At 35.8% G+C, this 14,134-nt stretch carries 11 protein-coding genes; all 11 read right to left on the reverse strand.

Annotation, left to right across the window (positions count from 1 at the left end):
* Positions 1-6: 6 nt before the first annotated feature.
* A complete protein-coding gene (gene tgt, locus HMPREF1135_RS06150) occupies positions 7-1,143 on the reverse strand; it encodes a tRNA guanosine(34) transglycosylase Tgt (protein ID WP_007593198.1) in 1,137 nt (378 codons plus the stop codon).
* 7 nt (positions 1,144-1,150) lie between these two features.
* Entirely contained in the window at positions 1,151-3,505 is a 2,355-nt protein-coding gene (locus tag HMPREF1135_RS06155) for a protein translocase subunit SecDF (protein WP_007593206.1), read from the reverse strand.
* Between the two features lie 14 nt (positions 3,506-3,519).
* Complete coding sequence (scfB, locus tag HMPREF1135_RS06160) at positions 3,520-4,911, reverse strand: thioether cross-link-forming SCIFF peptide maturase (RefSeq protein ID WP_007593207.1); 1,392 nt, start codon at positions 4,909-4,911, stop codon at positions 3,520-3,522.
* A gap of 94 nt (positions 4,912-5,005) precedes the next feature.
* Positions 5,006-5,152, reverse strand: coding sequence for a six-cysteine ranthipeptide SCIFF (gene scfA, locus HMPREF1135_RS06165; protein ID WP_007593215.1), 147 nt, complete (start codon positions 5,150-5,152; stop codon positions 5,006-5,008).
* A 75-nt stretch (positions 5,153-5,227) separates the two neighbouring features.
* Positions 5,228-6,151 carry an Rpn family recombination-promoting nuclease/putative transposase gene (locus HMPREF1135_RS06170; protein WP_007593216.1) on the reverse strand — a complete coding sequence of 308 codons (924 nt, stop codon included), beginning with the start codon at positions 6,149-6,151 and terminating at the stop codon, positions 5,228-5,230.
* A gap of 104 nt (positions 6,152-6,255) precedes the next feature.
* A complete protein-coding gene (locus HMPREF1135_RS06175) occupies positions 6,256-8,562 on the reverse strand; it encodes an Ig-like domain-containing protein (protein ID WP_007593217.1) in 2,307 nt (768 codons plus the stop codon).
* 4 nt (positions 8,563-8,566) lie between these two features.
* Positions 8,567-8,923, reverse strand: a complete 357-nt coding sequence (locus HMPREF1135_RS06180) for a hypothetical protein (RefSeq protein WP_007593218.1) — start codon at positions 8,921-8,923, stop codon at positions 8,567-8,569.
* Positions 8,923-10,902, reverse strand: a complete 1,980-nt coding sequence (locus HMPREF1135_RS06185) for a serine/threonine-protein kinase (protein WP_007593219.1) — start codon at positions 10,900-10,902, stop codon at positions 8,923-8,925. Before HMPREF1135_RS06185 ends, HMPREF1135_RS06180 begins: the two co-directional genes overlap by 1 nt.
* Positions 10,903-10,912: 10 nt before the next feature.
* Complete coding sequence (locus tag HMPREF1135_RS06190; RefSeq protein ID WP_007593220.1) at positions 10,913-11,671, reverse strand: PP2C family protein-serine/threonine phosphatase; 759 nt, start codon at positions 11,669-11,671, stop codon at positions 10,913-10,915.
* Between the two features lie 3 nt (positions 11,672-11,674).
* Positions 11,675-13,066, reverse strand: coding sequence for a DUF6382 domain-containing protein (locus HMPREF1135_RS06195; RefSeq protein WP_007593222.1), 1,392 nt, complete (start codon positions 13,064-13,066; stop codon positions 11,675-11,677).
* A gap of 9 nt (positions 13,067-13,075) precedes the next feature.
* Positions 13,076-14,134 carry a hypothetical protein gene (locus HMPREF1135_RS06200; RefSeq protein WP_007593224.1) on the reverse strand — a complete coding sequence of 353 codons (1,059 nt, stop codon included), beginning with the start codon at positions 14,132-14,134 and terminating at the stop codon, positions 13,076-13,078.

Here is a 14,134-nt window from a genome sequence, read left to right on the forward strand (position 1 = left end):
GTCCTCCTATTTAGAACCTTCAAGCATGGTTCTTATTTTGTTATTTTTATATTCTGTATATCTATTTTCGCGTATAGCTGTGCGAATCTCACTCATCATTGTATTATAGAAATATAAATTGTGCAATACACAAAGACGCATACCAAGCATTTCATTTGCCTTCAACAAATGTCTGATATAGCCCCTTGAATATGATCTACAGGCCGGACAGTTACATCCCTCTTCTATAGGTCTTTTATCAAGCTCATATTTCTTGTTGAAAAGGTTCAGCTTCCCATAGTTTGTGTATACATGTCCATGTCTACCATTTCTGCTCGGATATACACAGTCAAAGAAATCCACTCCCCTGTCTACCGCTTCAAGAATATTTATAGGGGTACCTACACCCATAAGATATGTAGGCTTATCCTTTGGCAGATGTTCAACCGTTACATCAAGTATATGGTACATCTCCTCATGGCTCTCACCGACAGCCAGACCGCCTATTGCATATCCGTCAAGATTCATCTCGCTTATTTCTTTTGCATGTGAAATTCTGATGTCGTCAATAACTCCGCCTTGGTTTATACCGAAGAGCAACTGCTCCTTATTTATGGTATCCTCCAATGAATTGAGCCTGTCCATCTCCACCTTACATCTTTGCAACCATCTGGTAGTACGTGCCACAGATTCCTCTATGTATCTTCTCTCCGCAAGTGCCGGAGGACATTCATCAAATGCCATTGCTATTGTAGAGCCCAAATTTGATTGTATTTGCATACTCTCTTCAGGTCCCATAAATATCTTTCTTCCGTCAATATGTGAATTGAAAGCGACGCCCTCTTCCTTAATTTTTCTGAGTTTAGCCAGTGAAAACACCTGAAAGCCGCCCGAATCTGTCAGTATCGGTCTGTCCCAATGCATAAACTCATGTAAACCTCCAAACTCTTTTATAAGCTTGTCACCTGTTCTTACGTGCAGATGATAGGTGTTTGAGAGCTCAACCTGACAACCTATTTCCTTAAGGTCATCCGTCGAGACAGCTCCTTTTATAGCGGCTACAGTTCCGACATTCATAAAAAGCGGTGTCTCTACGGTACCATGCACTGTTTCCATAGTAGCGCTTTTTGCTCTATTGTCCACAGCCTTTATTTCATATTTCATAAAATACCTAAACTACAGCACCATTGCTGTCTTTATTTATTTCAACTTTTTTATCTTTTTTCTTCTTATTCTTAACTTTTTCGGCCTTCTGCTCTTCCTTCTTCTGCTCGATTTTTTTATCAAATCTGTTGCTGAAGATGTACCAGAAGATACTTGATAAGAATACGGAAGAATATGTACCTGCTACGATACCTACCATGATCGGTAATGCAAACTCTCTGATAGAAGAAACTCCCATTATAAAGAGTACGAAAATCATGATAAATGTAGTAAGTGATGAATAAATACTTCTTGTAAGAGTCTCAGTTACACTTGTATTTATAATCTCTTCTTTTGTAGCCTTTGACAATAATGTCTTATTCTCTCTTATTCTGTCAAATATTACTATAGTAGCATTTATAGAGTAACCTACTATTGTAAGGATACATGCAATAAATGTTGATCCTACACTCCAACGAAGCAGTGCATAGAATGCAATTACAACTAAAACATCATGTACAAGCGCAAGCACTGAACTTGTTGCAAATCTGAAGTCTTTAAATCTGAACCAGATATAAAGAAGCATAAGTATTGTAGCAATAACTGTAGCTACAACAGCATCTTTCTTCATCTCGGAACTTACAGCACCTGATATTGATTCTGCTGTGATCTTCTCGGCATCCACACCGAAATTTTGAGCAAGAGCGCTGTTAAGTTTCTCTCTCTCGTCTACTGAAAGAGTACGTGTCTTTATGATAACCTCATTCGAACCTTCGACCTTTTGTGTCTGTGTTCCGGCTTCACCTGTTACTGATTCTACTACAGGCACAACCTCTTTTGAGATTCTGTCAAGTGAATAATCTTCATTAAATGTAACATTTGTAGATGTTCCGCCTCTGAAGTCTATACCGTAGTTGAACAGATCTCCATATTTTGCCTTATTTACTCCTGCACCGACAATACCTGCAAGTATAACAACTACTGAAACTGCAATCGTTATATTCTTCATTCCGACAAAATTTATAGGCTTTGCCGCAAGTTTCTTACCATAAAGCTTAGGATTATCAAGCCCTATATTGTAGAAAGCCTTCATTATAAATCTTGTAACAAAAAGTGCTGTAAACATTGACAGTATAATACCGAGTGCAAGTGTCTGTGCAAATCCCTTTACAGTACCTGAACCTCTAAGATAAAGTACAGCTGCGGCTATAAGTGTAGTAACATTTCCGTCAACGATAGCCGACAAAGCCTTCTTAAATCCTAAATTAATTGCTTCATTTACACTCTTACCAAGTCCGATTTCTTCCTTGATTCTGGTAAAGATAATAACATTTGCATCCACCGCCATACCGATTGAGAGTATGATACCGGCAATACCCGGCAATGTCAGTGTGATTTCAAATGCAGACAAGAGTAAAATCTCAAGTATAACATATAATGAAAGTGCAAGTACCGATGCAAATCCCGGAAGTAAGAATACCGCAACCATAAATACTGCAAGGATTACAAATCCTACTGCAGCAGCCTTCATACTTGTGGATATGGCTTCCTGTCCAAGCTTTGCTCCTACCACATTACTTCTAAGCTCTTCAAGCTCAAGAGAAAGTGAACCTATACGTATAGTAGAAGCAAGATTCTTTGCTTCATCGTATGAAGTCATGCCTGTAATCTGTGCCGTTCCGCCTGTTATAGCAGTCTGAACTGTAGGATTTGAATAAATAACATTGTCATATATAATAGCAATTCTCTGTCCGATAAGTCTTGCAGTAGCCTCTGCAAAAGCCTTTGAACCCTCATCTGTAAATGTAAGTGATACAACATACTCACTGTTACCGTTATTATCTATAATACCGGCTTTGGCTGTTGCCACCTGATCACCTGTAAGTACGGTATTACCCTGTGGATCTACAAAGATCAAAGAACCCGGTTTTCCAAGTTCGTCAAGTATTGCATTTGCATCAGATACACCCGGGATATCAATATTAATTCTATTGCCACCCTCTCTGTAAACTTCAGCCTCTGTTGAGTAATTCTGTACTCTCTGTTGCAACTTATAGATAGTGTCCGCCATATCCTCATCTGACGGATTCGGCTCAACTGTTTGGTAAGTAATACTTACACCACCTGCCAAATCAAGTCCGAGTTTTATTTTACCTGTACTGAATTTGGAAGTTTTACCTGTTTCATCAGCTACATCACTGTCTGTTGCCTCATCTCCGGTCACTTTACCGCTCTCATTTGATATGGTAGTCTCACTTGTTGCTACAGCACCGGTATTACCCTTACCTGCAGATAAAACATTGTAAGCAAGAAAACCGAAAAATACCAAAACCACAACTGTGATAAACAGAGAGGCTAAGCCCTTTTGCTTATTGTCCTTCATTATCTTCTCCTATTTTACCCAGCTAACGCTGCTTTTATCATTATTGCACACTCAATTCTCTTTTTTTGAAGTTCGCAACCGATATCATACGTATCTGTAATAGAGCCGTGGAAGCTATAAGAATTAGCCGCACATCCTCCACTACAATAAAATCTTGCATAGCAATCCTTACACTTTGGCTTAGCGTAAACATTGCACAGCTTAAACTCATTACTGATGTCTTTTCTCTTCAACCCGTCAAAGACATTTCCAAGTAAAAACTCATCTTTTCCGACAAATTGATGACATGGATAGAGATCACCCCAAGGTGTAACAGCCAAGTATTCCGTTCCCGAACCACATCCTGAAAGTCTCTTTGCAACACATGGTCCCTGAGTTAAATCTATATTGAAGTGGAAGAAATTGAATCCTCTTCCTTCCTTCTTTCTCTTGATATACTCTACAGCAAGTTTATCATACTCTTCCATAATCTTTGGAATATCTTCTTCTCTGATTGCATAAGCTTCACCGTCTTCACCTACTACAGGCTCCATACTTGTCTGCTTAAATCCAAGGTCTGCAAAATGCAATACATCCTTTGAAAACTCAAGATTATTTCTTGTAAAAGTACCTCTGATATAGTAATCCTTTGTCCCTCTGCTTTCTGCAAATTTAACAAACTTAGGAACTATAACATCATAGCTGCCTTTGCCTCCTCTGGTAGGACGCATAGCATCATTAACTTCTTTTCTGCCGTCCAAGCTGAGTACTACATTTGACATCTCCTGATTGCAAAATTCCATAATTTCGTCATTCAAAAGCATTCCGTTTGTAGTAATTGTAAATCTGAATTTCTTATTATTGGCTTCTTCCAGGCTTCTGCCGTATTTTACAAGGTCTTTTACCACCTGCCAGTTCATAAGCGGCTCACCGCCAAAGAAGTCTACTTCCAAATTCCTCCTGTTGCCGGAATTGGCTACAAGAAAATCAAGCGCTCTCTTTCCGACATCATAGCTCATAAGAGCTCTTCTGCCATGATACTCTCCCTCTTCGGCAAAGCAGTATTTACATGCAAGATTACAATCGTGAGCAATATGAAGACAGAGTGCCTTTACAACTGTTTCTCTCTCTTTAAAATCATTGATGTACAGCTCGTAAGTATCCTTGGTATAAAGCTCTTCCGCATTTATAAGCTCCTGTATATCGGATATAGCCTCATCTATTTCCTCATCACTGTACTTATCCTTCAAACCTGATTTAATATCAGCTTTTATCTCATCACTTAAGTTTATCGGAGCATCTATCTCTCCAATAAGCTTTTCACCAAGTTCCATTGCATCATACATAAGCTCATCAACTACATGAACAGAACCTGAATTGACATCTAAAACTATATTATATCCGTTATTCTTATATTGGTGTAACAAATTATTCCTCTTTCTATCATGAAGCAAATTTTACAACATGAAAAGCCCCCTTAACAGTCTATGACCGCGAAGGGGGGTTTTTGATACAAGCGTCTTATCTGTTAGGATTCTCACAACCCTGGTTTCCAACTGTGCAAGATGTCTTGCAAGCTGACTGACAAGAAGTTTGGCACTCGCCACAACCACCACGCTTTAAGCTCTCTTTAAGAGTTTTCTCATTTAAAGTAACAACATGCTTCATATACATTCTCCTTCTATGTCGTACTACGACAACAAGCTTTATGCTAACTCATTTTAGCATAAGTAAATATCTTTTTCAATAAATATATTTTTTGAACACTTCAACACTCATATTTGCTCTTTTTGCGGCATCTTCAATACTTAATATTCCGTCTTTTACTAAGGATGCAAGAGTAGTTACAGCACCTTCAAGCTTGCCTTTTTTTATTCCTTCGATTCTTCCTTTCTCTATTCCTTCAAGTCTTCCTTTTTCTATTCCTTCAAGCCTTCCCCTCTCTACTCCCCTTGCTTCAACTCTATCAAGTACTTCGCACATATTAACATTCTCCTTTCCCTTCAGCTCATTTATAGTTTCTTCAAATCTGTTATCTCCTGTCATTGCACTCATCAGATAAAGTAGCTCTTCAACATGCTCAATTGTAGTTTTATCAGCAGTATAGTCTCTCTTTGTTCGCATTTGATACAGATAATCCGCCAATATTTTAAAGTCACTTTTAAATAAATCAATTTTTACTCTGTCCAGATATGCAATTTCAAAAAGGTTAATCTTAAAATCATTTACATAAGATTTTATATCATTATGTACATTCAATATTTCTAAAAGTGTAGTAGGATAATTCCATCTTTTATCATACCCAAGATATAAGACTAAAGTAATCACGGGATACTTTTCCTTATATCTGTTTTCTTTTCTTGTCTGATTTACATACTCTGTACCGTCATATCCGAACACTCTAAGAGGCATCAACTTATCAGGTCTTGTCTGGTTCTCTAATCCAAACAGTGATATATTTATTTTACTGTTTTGCCAGTATTTTGCAATATCTCTCTCCTGTAATCTGAAATTACTTCCTATCTTAAGCATACTCATTGGAAGTGCATCCGACAATGAAGATTCATCAACTACATCTTTGCCGTCAAATAAAAGTACATTTAAGATATCAGCAAATACATCATTGTACTTTTCAAGCATCTTTTGAGTTATGTCCTTATCTTTCATATCTCTTCCCCCTATTATACCAAAAATATTATTATTAGGCTGTTTTTTATTATAAATTTTAAGTAAAAGGGCCGTCACTTTTGTAACAGCCCCATTACACTCATCTATTCTTCTTCTCTCTTTTTGTATACAAAGACTATTCCCAATCCCAATGCAATGCCTAAAGTTATAACTGCCAAAGGAATATAACCTGCTGATAAAAGTTTTGCCTGCGGTGCTTTTATTTCAAAGCTTACAGAAACGATATCGCTTAAATTACCTGCCTTATCCTTTCCCTGTGCTTTTATGGTGTGCTTGCCTTCTGTATAAATACTTAAGTTTATTGTACCGTCATCCTTGATTGTATACTCACTCTTATCGAGTAATTTATCATCAAGCCAAACCGATTCAATAAAATCTCCGGGAAGTTCAGTACTTAAAATAATATTTACACTGCCTTCATAGATTTGTCCTTCTTCGGCGCCCAGAATCATACTTACAGGTTTTGTAGCATCATATATAACTTCCACCGGCTTCATTGAAGACTTATTTCCTGCCGTATCTGTTACTTCAAGATTGAAAGTATATTTTCCGTCTTTATCTATTGATTTTAAGAACTTTAACTCACCGTTTACAAACTCAAACGGCTCATCCATTCCGTTTATAGTTGCCGACACAATAGAAATTTCATCGGTGTTCCATACCTCAATACCGGGTTTAAAAGGCTTGTTTGTATACTGTCCTACAAGTTCTTCAGGCTTAAACTTAAATGTAGCACCTTTTTTATTTACCGAGAAATTCACCTTCTTCTCGGTAACATTTCCTGCCATATCATATATGGTTACGGTAAGTATATAATTGTCGTCAATATATATAGGATCAAGATTTAATATATATCCGCCGTCCTGTTTCCTTGCCTTATATATAAGGTCTCTTGACTTTCCGTCCGCTACGGCTGTAAGAGTAATCTTTGACTTTAGTAAATCTATATTTACATCGTTGTATTTTACTACAGGTGAAACTGTTCTTGCATTGGCAGTCAAATCTTCCACTCCGGTAATAGTAATATACGGTGCTGTAGCATCAACATTAAGTTTTTCTTCAAATCTTACTCGTTCCGACTCTGAACCCGGATTGTTTTTAACAACTGTGATTCTGTACTCTCCGTCATCATCAAACACTATATTGGCTCTGTGATTTACACCGTCCGAACTCCAGGTATATTTTGTATTTGACAGTACTTCTTTTCCATTCACGTTTTTGTAAACCGATACCGAATAATTATTCTCATTAAAGTCGTTGTCGTCAACATTTACATATGTCGATCTTGTATTCAAGAATCCGTTCACCCTGTTATTTACTATATCTCTGTTTATGCTTACCGTATGTCTGACATTATTTATACTTCTACCGGTATCTGTTCTTTCGCTTACGGCATTTCCATTTCCGACAGGTTGGAAAAATTGCGGCACTTCATTTGATACATCTGTTACTTCTCCTGTTTGAACAGGTTGAGGCGTGTCTTGTATTTCCGTCTCAGTAGTTTGGCTTGTATTATTATCTACAATATCTCTGTGTGTAATATTATTTCTTATCACTGAACCGGATATATTTCTGTCGGTATTTACATTACTGCCGACGCTATCCGTTCTTCGGGCACTATCTGTTCTTCCTGCACCTGTATCTTCCGTATTGCTCCTGTTCGTATCTATGGTAACTACAGTAATGCTGTTTGACATTCTCGATCTTTCTGTAAGCTGTATATTTTCATGTACTTCATGTGGTACTTCGGGCTCTATAACAGGCTGAGCCGCCAAAAAGAATATCTGATTCTTATTACCGTTTTTTGAAACAAACCTTCTCATATCTGTATTAACCGTGTTTAAGCTGTTTGTCCTTGTGATCTGTACACTGCGTCCTATCTCAAAGTATACATTGCTTCTATAAAGAGTAATACTTGCATTTCTACTTTCAGTATCACTTAAATTTGAAAAGCCTGTTCTGATTACCAAATCATCTCTATTTGTGTTTGAATATGTTGCAATTGAAGAAGTCGCAACAGATGATGTAGCAAGAGTCGGAGGTCTTGAAACATCATAATCTTCTATCTCAATATTCCCACTGTTTAAAATAACATTCTTTATATTTTCAAAAGAATTTTCTACCAAAACAGGACTCCAGTTAAAATAACTTTCATCATTTGTATCACCCAAATCTTTTGGTGTAGGCAGGGTTAACTTCCCTTCCGAATCTAAGAATGATGAAACATTCCTGATATGGTATCCTTCACCGTCTCTGAAAATCAATCCTATCAAAATGTTTGTAGACTCTGCCATGGAATCAATAATAAAAGATCTGAAAATAATTTGAAATAAAAAACAAAAACAAATGATTACTGCAATTAACTTTTTTTCTATGCCTCTAATATTCATAATACTATCTGCCTCCCGCAATTAAATTAATTTCTTCGATAATTTCAAAATTTGTATTTTTATTGTGATTATTTAGAATCTGACCATGATAATTTTCTAAAAGAATTGTTTCATCCATATCTTTATTATTTTTAACGAAATCATGTGTTCCTCTTTTTGCCGGTAATTTCCTTGAGTTTATTTTTCTAAGAGGCATGGTTGTGTTTTGCATCTTCTGATCCACTACCCACTTTTTCTTTGAACCATAACTTAAAATATCACTAAATGCCTTTCTTACTCCCATTTTAAACCACAACAAAATACTTATAAACAACATGATGACACCTGAAAAAAACCCGCTAAAATATAGTATTCTATGCATCAGATACCTCCGATATTTTTCAATTTATTCTTTAAAGAAACGAAGTTGGAATTAAATTCTATATCAGGTAATTCCCCCGCCTTCATATAAATCATAGCTGATGTATTCACGTCTTTCATATCTATCAACAACATAGTCGCAAGACTTATATAAGCCGTAGCATCTTCAGGATATTTTTCTATAATATCTTCGTACTCTTCAGCTGCCCTTTTGTATTCCCCAAGAGATCTATGAATATCTCCTACCCTGTTTTTAAATAAAACCGTCTGTTCAGGCGTAGCGAATATCAGAAATCTTTCATAATATGATACTGCTTCATATAAATCATTTCTTGATTCTTTTTCATCCGGTTCAATATTTGCTCTTCTATAGTAGGCATCCGCAAATCCGAAATACAATTCCGGTAAATATTTTTCTTTTAAATCCTTGTCTATATAGGAGCTGTTTAATATCTCACCGGCTTTATTTAAAAGTTCTATCGCTTTATCAAAAGGTTTTTCACCCACCTTCTGTATGGCAAAAGCATTTGCTCTGTAAATCTTTGACAATGTAATATATATTTCGACCTTTTCTTCCTCATTTACTTCTGTATTCAGGTACTCATCAACATTTTTCATATCTTTGACTATAATGTTCCAGTCCGTACCTATTTCCGATAAGGATCTTGCTAAAGAAGAATAATATTTTGCCTGTGGATATTTCTTTATATTTACTTTGTCAAAATATCTTGCGGCCGTTCCATAGTCAATATCAAACTCTGTATCCTTACTGTTGCCGAGAAAATAAATCTGTCCCATTCTCATCATAAGATCGTCATTATTACCCAAATCACCTGTTCCCGATGCAATCATTGCAGAAATCGCCATAAGTCCGTTCCTTGTCTGCCCAAGATCACAGTAATAATCAAGCATTCTTATATATGCTTCCGTACTGTTTGGGGATATATTTATCGCATCTCGGAAAAGTTTTAAAATATCAGAATCAACTACATTCTCACTTCCTGCTGAAGCAATTTTAAGAGCCGCTTCAGATAAATAATTGTTATATACCTTTGAGATTTCCCTTTTCTCCATTCCGTTTACAACAATAGCCATAGAGAAAAATGTAAAAGAGAGAATAAGGCTTACCGCAAACAAATATATTTTCTTTTTTTGTGTTGCTATGTATGAATCATCCAAATCTCTGAAATGTTGCAGTGCATATGACATTTCTTTACAATCGTTAAATCTTTTGTCAGGATCTTTTCTTGTGGCTCTGAGAATTATCTTTTCAAGACCGTTTGACAAACTCTCATCCCATCTTCTTATCGGATAAAGCTCATATGGCGGCTCTGAAGGATTCACACCGGTAAGAAGATGATACATAGTTGCACCAAGATTATATATATCCGTCCTGGCATCTGTTTGTCTTAAAGTCTCTCCCGCAAACTGCTCAGGTGCGGCATACCCTATAGTACCGAGGCAGGTTGTATCCGATACACTGTCGTAGTTGTATTTTCTTGCCGTTCCGAAATCTATCAAAGTGATTTTACCGTCAGGTCTTAACATAATATTTGCCGGCTTCAAATCTCTGTATATTATCGGAGGATTCTGCGAATGCAAGTAATCCAGCACATCACAAAGCTGTATTGCATAATCCGCCACTTTATCTTCTTCTATAACTCCTTCCTCAGACAAAATATCGGATAAAGGCCTACCCTCCACATAATCCATTACTATTATTATGGTATCGTCATTTTCAATTATATCTGCGATACTTGGCAGGTAAGGATGCTTTAATTCTTTCAAGAGATTCGTTTCAGTTATAAGACTTTGTTTCATAATCTCATAATTTTTGTTTTTCTCTTTTCGCATCTCCTTTATGGCCCATTGTTTATTTGCCTTTTCATTCATCGCCAAATAAACAACACTCATACCGCCCTGTCCGATTTTATTTAAAATCTTATACTTTCCGTCTAAAAGGCTGCCTATTTCCAACATATTACCCCTATTATTGAACTTTGACCAATGCCGCCGATATATTATCCTGTTCATTTCTCCTAAGATTCAATGATATCAGCCTCTTAATCATCTCATTAAGTTTATTACTTTCGCATCTGCCAAGTAAACTCAACATCTCTTTTTCAGATATCTCATGCCTGAATCCGTCGCTGCAAAGCAGTAAAATATCGCCTTTTTTCACTTCTCCGCAAAACATATCAGGCTTTACCCGTTCTGATGCTCCGATACATTGCAAAAGTACATTTCTTTTCGGATCATTTTTTGCTTCTTTTTCTGTAAGTCTTCCCTCTGCCACCTCTTTTGCAATAACTGTATGGTCATTTGTAAGTCTCTCTATTTTAGATGAAGATATTTTATATAATCTGCTGTCTCCTACATGCCATACAAAAAATCTGTTTCCCGCCAAAAGAAAAGCTGTTATTGTTGTACCGAGATATATTCCATGCTCTTTCCCATAATAGAGCAATCCCTCATTTTCAGAACTTATGATACTTCCTATATCTTCCCTCATTCTGCTTTCATCCCAGATATTTTCATATTTACTGTAACTGTACAAAAACCAGTCTGAAAATGCTTCCGCTATGCTCTTGCTGGCCAACTCACCACAGGAAAGTCCACCCATTCCGTCACAAATTATGCCTATACAGACTTCCTCACCTTTAAATTTGGCTCTCTTTAATATTACACTGTCCTGATTACAACTCTTTTTTAATCCGACTTCGGTTTGTGCCGCCAAAAAATAATTCATATTTTATACCATGTGAAATTCAAATTCTTCATTTGATAAACTTATAATGTCATTATCCCAAAGTTCAACTTCAACACTTGATGATACTTTTTCACCGTTTACCATTGTAAAATTCAGTGACTTCAAGTCTCTTATAAAAAATGATCCGTCTTTTCTTACAATTTCCGCATGATTCCTACCGACTGAAGAATTGTCATTTATACAAAAATCAACATAGCTTTTTTCTCTTCCGATTCTAAAGCTTGACTTATCTATAAGAATTTTTTCACCTGTTCTCTTCCATATCAGAAATGCGTTTAATACGTTTACAGAAAGTCCAAGTAATGTCGTCTCAGCAAAGCGGTCTGAATTTTGTAAAACAGTTGTTTCCGCAAAATTATTTGAGTGTAATTTTGATGCTTCCGTCTTGTTATCAACAACGTAAACTTCTTTTTCCTTCTTTTTCCCAAAAAGAGAAAATCCTTTTTTTTCATTGGATTCTTTACGGCTGACTGTAGCTATATTTACCGGTTCTTCTCTACCCGGAATAAGAAAACTGCTTTGTTTATGGTAATCATTTTCCCGAGTTTTTGAAATTTCCTCTTTCTTTTCAACCTTTCCAAAGCTAAACAACCCCTTTTTCTTTTCTGAATTTACCGGTTTCATATCCAATTCAATATTTGATAGGGGTTTATTATTAACAGAATTGAAAGTATTTACATGGGATTGCATATTTACCGGAATCTGTGTTCCGCTGCTGTAACCGGTATTATCAAGAGTTAACTGTTCGAGTTGCTCCTCAATATTGTATACCCTTCTTTCTTTAAACTCGGATTTGATTTCCGGCTTTATGATATCGAAGTTTTCAATATGTTTTTTTTGTTTTATTTGGGATATTAATTGTAAGAATTTTTCGATAGAAAATGATTCTTCATCTGAGAGTTGCCTACTTACATCTGCCGCAAAATTTGCAGCCTTATTATTTTTAACCATCATATAAAGCAGTAAATTTTTAAAGAATTCGAGTATGCTTAAATTATTTCTTCTGTCATACAAAGGCAGAAGTATCATTTTTATATTTCCGTTGTCTGTAAAAATATATTTATTTTCCAAAACCAACTGTGCTTCACCAAGCATATATTCTTCTATATCCGTTAAAGCTTTACAAATGTTCTCAAATACATTCAGCAAATCTTCCTTTGTGAGTTCTTCGCTCAAATATTCATCCAGATTTTTTAACTTTTCAGTTTTATATTTAAACTCCGTCATTGAATCATGCATGATTATATCTATGGGAAGCAAGCCTTTAATATCATTATTTCTCATTATACCTATGCTTACATTATCAATTTTTTCATTTTCAGCAACATAATATATAAGCTCAATATCCTTTTCAGTCTCATTACTCTTAAACATATGGGCCTCCTATCTCAAATTTTCCAAAAATGAAACCTTTGACAGTATCTCAGTCAAATCATTGCCATCTGCACTATAATTTTTTACAAAGTCTCTTACAGACAAGTTTTGTGGAATTGAAATATTATTAATATCTTTTACCTTATTGCATATAAGAGTTATTTTATTTGTTATATCAATAGCTCCATTATTTTCCATAATATGTAATGCCTCATTTAACTCGGACATTTTCTTGATTCCCTGCTTTGTATCATCGAAAACAAACACTATCTTATATGCAAACTTTGAAAAAGTATTCAATCTGCTTCCGGGATCGAAATTACAGTCTATAATTATATGTCTGTACTTACCCATTCCCTTTATTTCTTTAATAAGTACCGATATATCTTCATCACTAAGTTCAAGCATATCCAGAGCCGTCCTTGATTTATTGAAGAAATTCAGCCCTTCACTTGTCTTTAAAACACTGCTTTCTATCTTTAATGAAACACTTTGCTTTTTACTCTTTATTGCATATATGATTTCATCAAAGCCGACATTTCCCTCTCCGTTTAAGAAAATATCGGATGAATTAAGTATTTCAAAATTCAAATAGAGTGTCGGTATTCCTCGCCTTGCCAATCTCTTTGCATAGGCTATGGCAAGAGAAGTAGCTCCCGCCCCTCCGTTTACCGGCATAAACACCTCAACCAAAGTATTATTTCCGTCATTAAATTTATATGCAATATCACCGTTTGAACCGTCTGCCAATACATTCAATATTTCCTTATATATATTTTCAGGCTTCTTGAATTTATTGATTGTCCTTATATTGTTTTTTCTCTCTATCAAATCCCTGTCAGAGAGGTATGCCATACTCATCTTTTCACTGTATGATGATAAGTCATCTTCTATATTTTCAGATACAAGCATAACATCTATAGACTTGTTACCTCTGTTATTTTCAAATGAATCTACTGAAGAAAATGTCAATATTTCTATTCTGTCCTGATAATTTTTAATATAAAAATCCGACAATCTTTTTCTGTAATCCTCATCTGTGTCTATTAAAGCCAGTCTGATTTTCAT

Origin of the sequence: Lachnoanaerobaculum sp. OBRC5-5, from assembly GCF_000296385.1 — a bacterium.
Lineage (GTDB): Bacteria > Bacillota > Clostridia > Lachnospirales > Lachnospiraceae > Lachnoanaerobaculum.

What these genes read in the sequence shown, in the direction of transcription:
- tgt (WP_007593198.1), bottom strand. Translation starts at nt 1,143, where the DNA reads ATGAAATATGAAATAAAGGCTGTGGACAATAGAGCAAAAAGCGCTACT.
- HMPREF1135_RS06155 (WP_007593206.1), bottom strand. Translation starts at nt 3,505, where the DNA reads ATGAAGGACAATAAGCAAAAGGGCTTAGCCTCTCTGTTTATCACAGTT.
- scfA (WP_007593215.1), bottom strand. Translation starts at nt 5,152, where the DNA reads ATGAAGCATGTTGTTACTTTAAATGAGAAAACTCTTAAAGAGAGCTTA.
- HMPREF1135_RS06170 (WP_007593216.1), bottom strand. Translation starts at nt 6,151, where the DNA reads ATGAAAGATAAGGACATAACTCAAAAGATGCTTGAAAAGTACAATGAT.
- HMPREF1135_RS06175 (WP_007593217.1), bottom strand. Translation starts at nt 8,562, where the DNA reads ATGAATATTAGAGGCATAGAAAAAAAGTTAATTGCAGTAATCATTTGT.
- HMPREF1135_RS06180 (WP_007593218.1), bottom strand. Translation starts at nt 8,923, where the DNA reads ATGCATAGAATACTATATTTTAGCGGGTTTTTTTCAGGTGTCATCATG.
- HMPREF1135_RS06185 (WP_007593219.1), bottom strand. Translation starts at nt 10,902, where the DNA reads ATGTTGGAAATAGGCAGCCTTTTAGACGGAAAGTATAAGATTTTAAAT.
- HMPREF1135_RS06190 (WP_007593220.1), bottom strand. Translation starts at nt 11,671, where the DNA reads ATGAATTATTTTTTGGCGGCACAAACCGAAGTCGGATTAAAAAAGAGT.
- HMPREF1135_RS06195 (WP_007593222.1), bottom strand. Translation starts at nt 13,066, where the DNA reads ATGTTTAAGAGTAATGAGACTGAAAAGGATATTGAGCTTATATATTAT.
- HMPREF1135_RS06200 (WP_007593224.1), bottom strand. Translation starts at nt 14,134, where the DNA reads ATGAAAATCAGACTGGCTTTAATAGACACAGATGAGGATTACAGAAAA.